4 protein-coding genes are annotated in these 6,934 nt (G+C 59.3%); 3 read left to right on the top strand and 1 reads right to left on the bottom strand.

What is annotated here, in order from left to right; translation table 11 throughout:
- Positions 1-1,344 (top strand): glycoside hydrolase family 3 C-terminal domain-containing protein (locus tag QWB57_RS03800; RefSeq protein WP_288968397.1); only part of this gene is annotated, 1,344 nt, incomplete at its 5' end.
- A 56-nt stretch (positions 1,345-1,400) separates the two neighbouring features.
- Here QWB57_RS03800 and QWB57_RS03795 read toward each other — a convergent pair.
- Complete coding sequence (locus tag QWB57_RS03795) at positions 1,401-2,720, bottom strand: glycoside hydrolase family 30 beta sandwich domain-containing protein (RefSeq protein WP_223628824.1); 1,320 nt, start codon at positions 2,718-2,720, stop codon at positions 1,401-1,403.
- Positions 2,721-3,069: 349 nt separating this feature from the next.
- Between QWB57_RS03795 and QWB57_RS03790 the strand changes: the two genes are divergently transcribed.
- Both QWB57_RS03790 and QWB57_RS03785 read left to right on the top strand, forming a co-directional pair.
- Positions 3,070-5,880: a TonB-dependent receptor gene (locus tag QWB57_RS03790; RefSeq protein ID WP_288968395.1), complete on the top strand. Its 2,811-nt coding sequence runs from the start codon at positions 3,070-3,072 to the stop codon at positions 5,878-5,880.
- A 77-nt stretch (positions 5,881-5,957) separates the two neighbouring features.
- Complete coding sequence (locus QWB57_RS03785) at positions 5,958-6,848, top strand: endonuclease/exonuclease/phosphatase family protein (RefSeq protein ID WP_223628828.1); 891 nt, start codon at positions 5,958-5,960, stop codon at positions 6,846-6,848.
- Positions 6,849-6,934: the final 86 nt, after the last annotated feature.

The following is a 6,934-nucleotide window of genomic DNA, read 5'->3' as shown; positions in this document are numbered from 1 at the left end:
AAGCCGTCACAGCGTGCGCTGGGTCGCAAGTTTGAACTGCTGGGCTCTGCTGAGCATCGCGCCGTGGCCAGACGCGCCGTGCGTGAATCCCTGGTGTTGCTGAAAAACAACCACGGCTTGTTGCCGCTGAATCCACACGCGCGCATTTTGCTGGCCGGCGATGGTGCCGATAATCTTGCCAAACAGACCGGCGGTTGGACGCTGACCTGGCAGGGCAATGGCACCACACGTGCAGATTTCCCGAATGCCGATTCGATCTGGGATGGCTTTCGCCAGCAGGTAGCTGCGGCGGGTGGTGAGGCGGAGCTGGCCGTGGACGGTAACTACACCCACAAGCCCGATGTGGCCGTGGTGGTGTTTGGCGAAGACCCTTACGCGGAATTCCAAGGAGACCTTCCCAATCTCATGTTCAAGGCCGGCAAGTCGGGCGACCTTGCATTGATCCGGCGCCTGAAAGCCGATGGCATCCCGGTGGTTGCCGTCTTTTTGAGCGGGCGACCGCTGTGGCTCAATCGCGAAATCAATGCGGCTGATGCCTTCGTAGCGGCATGGCTCCCTGGCTCGGAAGGTGCGGGTATTGCCGACGTCCTGCTGCGCGGCAAGGACGGTGCGCCGCAATACGATTTCCACGGCAGGCTGAGTTTTTCATGGCCGCGGCGTGCCGACCAATACGCCAACAATATCGGCCAAAAACACTATTCCCCGCTGTTCCCGTTTGGCTATGGCCTGCGCTATGTCGATCATGCGCCGCTGGCAATGCTCTCCGAAGACCCCGGTCTTGACCCAATGGCGGCACGCAGCAATGTTTGGTTTGACCGCGGCGTGTCAGCAACGGGCTTGACCTTGCGTCTGGTTGGCGCCAATGGCGTTGCCAATGATGTGATTCACCCGGTTGCCGCCAGTGCCGATGGCAGCGTTGCCATGAGTGCCATCAATACCGACATCCAGGAAGGTGCGCGCCTGTTTGCCTTCCATGGCGAGGGCGCGGTGGAACTGCACGCCAATACACCACTGGATTTGGTCCGCGAGACCAATGGTGATGTCTTCGTGGTGGCGCGATTGCGCGTGGATGCTTTGCCACTCGACAGCAAGGTACTTTTTTCGGCAGGTTGCGGCGATGGGTGCAGCGGCACGATTGCACTTGGCAGCACCCTGGCTACCTTGCCCAGGGGCGAATGGACACGGCTCGGTATTCAACTGCGTTGCCTGCGCGTGGCCGGGGCCGACACCAGCAAGCTCCGTCAGCCTTTTGCGCTGCACGCAAGTGATGGCGTGCAACTGGCAATCTCCAAGGTCAGCGCCAGCACCGAGTTTGACCACAAGGTGGATTGCCCAACGCGATAACCTTATCCACGCAGCACCCTCCGTCGCTGCGGCCGTGTGTTGTCCACAAGGCCGCTTCAGTGTGCCGCGCTGTGCCAGCGCAAGGTGGCAACACTCTTGCCCTGCAACGCCCATTCAAAACTACGTGCGCCTTCGCGCACGCCAATGCGTCGCGTTTCGGGATTGGAATTGACCACAATCAGCACGCGGCTGCCATCATCGGCATTCACAAATGCCACGTTATCCACGCCATCCTGTCCTTCCGTTGATGCCACCCGCCACGCACCCCGGCGCACGAATCGACTGGCGTGCGCCAACACGTAGTAGTCATCGGTGCGCGTTACCTCACCAGTTCGCGAGTCGATGGTCACCACGCCTCGGCAATTGCCACAACCACCCGTATGCGGGCCGTTGCTTTCATCCAGAGCGAGGTTCCACAACAACACACCGCGCGCCCAATGACGCATCGTTGATACCAGCACCTGCCTGGCCTGCAAGGTCAATCCGCCAGTGTGCAGCGGCTCCCAGTCGCCACCGGAGCACTCGGTCATGTACATATCCAAGGTGGGATGCGCTGCATGCACGCGGGTTTGTGCGGATGAATCACCGCCATAGCAATGCCACGCCACCGCGGACACATAGCGTGCCGCAACCGGGTCCGCCAACACCGCCAAAGGCTCCGCCGGCTTGTCCCAGTTGTGATCCCAATCCCAGAGCTGCACCTGCGGCGCGTGCTGCGCCAACAGTGGGCCAAGGTGATCACCGATCAAGCGTGCGCGCTGCGGCGCGTTGAGCCGCATCCCCGGATAGTCGCGCGGCTCGAAATCCGGCTCATTCTGCACGCTCAATGCATCAATCCGGACACCCGCTTCGGCCATGGCTTCGATGTAGCGCAGCAGATATCGCGAAAACGCAGCGTAATACTCCGGCCGCAAGCGCCCGGTGATCAGGCTGTCACTGTCTTTCATCCACGCCGGGGCGCTCCAGGGGGAGGCCATGATGCGCAACTGCGGGTTGATCGCCACAATTTGCTGCGCAACCGGAATGACATCCTCGCGATTCGGCGCAAGGCTGAAGTGCAACAACTGTGGATCAGGCTTGCCGTCTGGCGAATCATCCAAGCTGTAGTGGTGGCGCGAAAAATCCGATGCACCAATGGTCAGCCGCAGGAACGCAAACCCAAGTCCGTCGTTCTTGCGCGAATACAACTCCTGCAACAGTGCTTGCCGCTGTTGCGGCGTCATCCGCTGCTGCAGCAACCACGACGAAGCATCGGTTAACGCCGCGCCAAACCCTGCAACCTGTTGGAACCGCTGCGTTGGCGCAACATCGATCACGCTCACGGCTTCGTGACTGGCATCGATCGTGCCGGATGGAATGCTGGCATGGGCCAACAACTGCCGATGATCCGAGGTCGTTATCCAGACATCCGCGCTTGCCTGTACTGACGCGCGCTCCGCCCACGCTGCGGGATGGCTTGCACAGCCCGCCAGCAAGAGCGCCAATGCCGCCACCATGCCCCGTCGCCCCCCTCTCCAGCTTCGACAAGCCCAGCCATCAGCAGCACGGACAGGCCGCCACGCACCGCGTTCTGGCAGCCTGAAGCGCGCCGCCATCGAATCGCAAGCAATTGAAATTGTTGGCATTTGCATATCCTCGCATATCTTTTTGCACGAACCTGTTGACATTCACAGGGTATTTGCCCTCAATATGACAGCGCTGTCAATACTTCGGGAGGGGATTTCCATGCCAACAGCCAATCACACCAATACGACATCACAGCATCGCCACACAACATCGTCTCGCCTTGCGCCGCGCATCAGTGCTTTAGCCATTGCCTGCAGCGCCGTCTTGGCGCTTCCTGCGTTGGCTCAGCAAGCCGGCAACACCGATCAACCACCCGCAAACCAGGCACAGTCTGCGAAGCCAAAAGCCAAAGACAGCACGACAACGCTGGACAAGGTGGAAGTGGTCGGCATCCGTCGCAGTATTGCGACCTCGGTGGAAACCAAGAACGAATCCGCCTCCATTGTTGAAGCGGTCTCTTCGGAAGACATCGGCAAGCTGCCGGATATCAGCATTGCCGATGCCATTTCACGCCTGCCGGGCCTGACCATGCAGCGCGTGGACGGCCACGGCCAAGTCATCCATATCCGCGGTATGTCCGAACAATTTGCCGGCACCTTGCTCAATGGCCGCGAACAAGTCAGCACTGGCGACAGCCGCGGCGTGGAGTTCGATCAATACCCTGCCGAGCTGATCAACAGCGTCACTGTGTACAAGACCCCCGACGCGTCTTTGGTTGGCCAGGGGTTGTCCGGCACGGTGAATATGCAAACAGTGCGGCCACTGGATGTGCAAGGCCGCAAGATCGTGGTGTCTGGCCAGGGTGAGCGCAATTCGTTTGGCAATATCACCCCCGGCGGGCATGACTCCGGCTATCGGATGTCTGCGTCGTATATCGATCAATTTGCCAATAACACCATCGGTGTTGCGATCGGCGTGGCCCGCCTGAATGCCCCATTCCAGGAAAAGCATTACAAATCCTGGTGGTGGGCAAACACCACGCTGTGGGGCGCGCCACAAGGCGCCAAACCGGATAATGCGATTGCTCTGCAAGGCGCCGAAGCCTGGGTCAAATCGCGCGACTCCAATCGCGATGGCGTGATGGCCGTGCTCGAGTTCAAGCCCAATGACAGCTGGCACAGTGTGCTCGATGCGTATCACTCCAAATTCAGCCAGAGCGAATGGATGCGCGGCGCGATGTGGACCAATGATCCGTGGTGGAACAACGGCGCCGTCACGTATACCAGCGCTAACACCACCAATTACAACGGTACGCCGGTGGTCACCAGCGGCACCCTCAGCGGCATTCAGCCGGTGATCCGCAACGACAACAACCTGCGCGATGACAGCCTGTCTGCATTCGGCTGGAACAATGAGTTCAAGACCGGGGCCTTCACCTTTGCCGCAGACCTGAGCTATTCGCGCGCAATCCGCGATCAGTCCACGCTGGAAACCTACGCCGGCATGCTGGGTGGCTTGAATGTGGACTTCAACATCCCACTGACACCGGGCTATGCCCATTACGGCCTGCCGGATCTTTCCAGCCCAACCACCGTCTATTTGCGTGATGCGCAAGGCTGGGGCCACGATGGCCGCATGGAAGACTCCCGCCAAGTGGATACCCTCAAAGCCTTCAGGCTGTCCATGAATCAGGCGTTGGACAACAACTTCATATCCAGCTACGACATCGGCTACAACTACAGCCGCCGCAGCAAGAACAAGCAGGCCAGTGTGTATTTTGCCGACCTGCCGGGACGCACGCCGATGCTGGTGGATCCTTCCCTGCTGCAATCGCCTACCGACCTCGGCTTCGCCGGCATGGGCAAGGTGCTTACCTACGACCCGCGTGCACTGTTGAGCCGCTATTACCATGTGTACCTGAGCGAAACCAACGACGATCTGCAAAAGGATTACGGCATCCTTGAGGACATCGGTACGTTCTACGCCAAGGCCAATATCGACACCACGTTAGGTAGCAATGTCCAGCTGCGCGGCAATATCGGCTTCCAATACATCCACACCAACCAGAAATCGAACGGCGTCGGCATCACTCCAACCGGTCCCGCAGATGTCAACGGCGTAGGTGCTAGCTACAACGACGTTCTGCCCAGCCTGAATCTGGTCTTCGACTTCAACAATGGCTGGAATCTGCGCTTTGGCGCCGCCAAGGAACAGATGCGCCCGCGCATCAACGACATGGGTGCGTATGCCAACGTTGGCGTCAATGTGGGCAATGGCGTGGCCCAGTGGTCAGGCAGTGGCGGCAACCCGCGCCTAGAACCATTCCGTGCCAATTCCGTGGATCTTTCGGTTGAAAAATATTTCGGCCCAGCCAGCTATGTCGCTTTGGCTGCGTTCTACAAGGATCTGCAATCCTACGTGTACACCAGCACGATTCCATGGGACTTCACCGGCTACGAGTTCGATACACCAGTGCCACCGCAGTCCAACATCGGTACCTTCTCAACCCCTGCCAATGGCAAGGGTGGTTATATGCGTGGCGCCGAATTCAGTCTTGCGTTGGAAGGTGCATTGCTGCATCGAGTCTTGAACGGCTTTGGGATGTTGGCCAACGTTTCGTACACCGAGTCTTCGATCGACCCCGATGGCCCCGGCGGCTCAAGTACCGACACCATCCCCGGCTTATCAAAGATCGTGGCGAATGCCACCGTGTATTACGAGCGCAACGGTTTCTCGGCCCGGCTCAGCGAACGCTTCCGTGACCCCTACCGCGGTGAGTACAGCTACATCTTCGGCCAGCGCAGCTATCGCTATACCCGTAATGAACGCACACTGGACATGCAAATTGGCTACGACTTTGCCGATGCCAGCCGCTTGCGCGGATTGTCGCTGCTGTTCCAGATCAATAACCTCAACAACGAACCATTCCGCACCACCGTCAGCGATTCCAACGGCCTAGGCCTGTTCTTCCCGGAGGAATACACCGAGTACGGTCGCCAATATCTGATCGGCGCACGCTATTCGTTCTGACCCTAGGCAACCCCCAAGCGGCCCGCCCAATGGCGGGCCGCTTGGCTTCAACCTCGCAACTCTGTAGGGCCTCGGCCATGTCGAAACCATCCGGTTTCATCCACGCTTCACTCCGGCAGCCACAAGGCATCTTGCGGGGACTGGCAACAGTGGCACTGGCATTGCTTGCCAGCATCGCCACGGCGGGCACCCCGGAGCCACTGCATGTGGCCACGTATAACCTGCGCCTGGATACACCCGTTGATGGCCGCAACGCTTGGGCGCAGCGGCGAGACGCGGTGAAAGCACTGATCCGCTATCACCGGTTCGATCTATTCGGCACCCAAGAAGGGCTTCCCAATCAGATTACTGACCTTGAGGCGCTTACCGAATACGCACACGTTGGCGTTGGCCGCGATGATGGCCAGCAAGCCGGTGAGCACTCCGCCATTTTTTACCGCCGCGCACGTTTCGATTTGCTTGCACACGGCGATTTCTGGTTCAGCCCAACCCCGCAGGTTCCGTCGAAAGGTTGGGATGCACATTGCTGCAACCGGCTGGCCAGTTGGGTGCGCCTGCGTGACACGCGCAGCGGCAGCACACTGACCGTGGTGTCTGTGCACTTCGATCATGAAGGCCAGGTTGCACGCCGCGAATCGGCCAACCTGCTGTTGCAATGGTTGGCGAAACAAGACTCCAGCGACGCACTGATTGCGCTGGGGGATTTCAATTCCACCCCTGACACGATACAAATCCAGCGCATGCAGGCCTCGTTGCGGGATGCTCGCGCAGTGTCGGAGACACCACCTTACGGCCCTACCGAAACCTTCAATAATTTTGCTATTGGCAAAGCGCCTGAAGCACGCATCGACTATATCTTTCTCGGCCCGCGCATTCGCGTGCTCGACTACGGCGTGCTCACTGACTCCAATGGTGAGCGCTATCCCTCCGATCATTTCCCGGTTGTGGCCAGTCTGCTGATTGAATAAACCAGCGACATTGCCAACCTGTCCCCCGCACGACAACGGCAGCCTGCGCTGCCGTTGTCGTCTCAAGGGGTACCGCGGTCAGTACT

This window comes from uncultured Thermomonas sp., from assembly GCF_937872235.1.
Classification (GTDB): Bacteria; Pseudomonadota; Gammaproteobacteria; order Xanthomonadales; family Xanthomonadaceae; genus Thermomonas; species Thermomonas beijingensis.
This window is presented reverse-complemented; position numbering and strand designations above follow the sequence as displayed.